This window comes from Thermincola sp. GK-1, assembly GCF_059412445.1.
Genome location: NZ_JBSQAT010000042.1, coordinates 1 through 1,583, shown reverse-complemented (window position 1 = coordinate 1,583; position 1,583 = coordinate 1). Strand labels below are relative to the sequence as shown.

The 1,583-nt window shown below is 39.4% G+C and carries 1 protein-coding gene; it reads right to left on the bottom strand.

From position 1 onward, the window contains the following. Positions 1-222: 222 nt before the first annotated feature. Positions 223-1,542, bottom strand: a complete 1,320-nt coding sequence (locus ACSNJE_RS15890; RefSeq protein ID WP_495253070.1) for an IS91 family transposase — start codon at positions 1,540-1,542, stop codon at positions 223-225. Between the last annotated feature and the right edge of the window lie 41 nt (positions 1,543-1,583).

Here is a 1,583-nt window from a genome sequence, read left to right as displayed (position 1 = left end):
GAACAAATTCGCCTATCGGCGATTCTTTCTTGAACTATACAAACGATTCACTATTATAGGGTTGGCTAATGCCAACTCTATATTTCTTTAAAGTATGTTTCTCCGGTCCATTCCATATCACCGTTACATTTTGGGCACACTACTCCCGGTAATTCTCCAGGTTTCAAGTCTTCTCCCATGGCAAATTCATCTACTACAAAGCCCGGAACTCCTTCCTCATATTTACACCGCTTGCAACGATAATTGTAGTACTCCTCCGGGCTGTCGTCGTCGAACGGTACTTTGTCGTACCAATCCATTTCGTCCTTTGTTTCCTTGCTCATTTTCCTTCACCTCTGGCCCATCTTTTGAAATATCATATAAACATCCATATTTCGAATGCCATATTGTCCATAGTTCCATTTCATTACCACATTTCGAACACGCAAGTGGGTTCTCGCCAAATTCTTTCCTTATCCGTTCCTTCCAGGTTAGTTTTCTGCTTTTCTTTTTCCTTGTTTTCTTAAGATCTTTTGATTTTACATAGTTCCATAGGCCTACTATCTTTTGGGCCTGATTATTCTTGTTGCGTTGGTACAAACCATATCTCCGCACCATCTTGAAATATTTTGGCGGTATATGCATTACCAATTTACCTATAAATTCTATTGCACTTAATTCAACTTCTTCTCTTTTCCCGGTATTATGGTCTTCATACCAAAAACGCACATTCTGACCATCATATTTTATTATCCTATACTCTGCAATGGCCGGTCTCGCCAGGTATCTCCCTATGTACTGCGCTGCTCCCCTGGCATCTCTCATCCGTGTACCTGCATGTACATAAAAGCCTTTAGGATACCTGTGATAAAGCATGTTTATTAAATTCTTCATCTTCGTTTCATGCCCGAATTTTTCTCTCATCAAATCCAGAAATACTTTTTGCCATGCCTTCCTAAGATACTCATACGGTATGTACCCAACCGGTTTCCAAACGTTATATTTATCTAATGCTCCTTCTGTTATTAATGCATGAATATGCGGATTGAATTTAAGGTCCCGACCAAAGGTATGCACCACCGTTATGATTCCTACCCTATAGTCATGACTCTTGTTCTTCTTTTTATACCAGCGCTCAATTAATCCGGCCACTCGATCTGACATGCCCTTAATTAAGCCCTTATGCCAATAAATCTTCCCTCTAACTTCTTCCGGTATTGTAAAAACTGCATGTCGATGTGGCGTCTCTATTATATTTTCTACCTGCTTTTTTACCCAATTCTCTATATATACTTTTCCACACCGGTTGCAAAACCGGCTCTTGCAACTAAATCCAACTATTTTTTGCTCTCCGCACTCTGTACACATGTATTTTGTATAGCCGTTTTTAGGGTCACCACAACTAAGCATTTTGGTTACTGATTCTTCCACGCTTTTCTGCATATCTTGTGGTATCCCTTGCCATTTTGTTTCTCGAAACTGAGCCCAATGATCCTGAAATATTTGTTTAACTGTGATCTTTTCTTTCTTCTTACTCACCATCATATCTACCTTTTTTGACATAAGTTATCCACAACCCTGCTAAACGGTAATTTCCTTAACAA

Coding starts and splice junctions, on each gene's coding strand:
- ACSNJE_RS15890 (WP_495253070.1), bottom strand. CDS start 1,542: ATGTCAAAAAAGGTAGATATGATGGTGAGTAAGAAGAAAGAAAAGATC.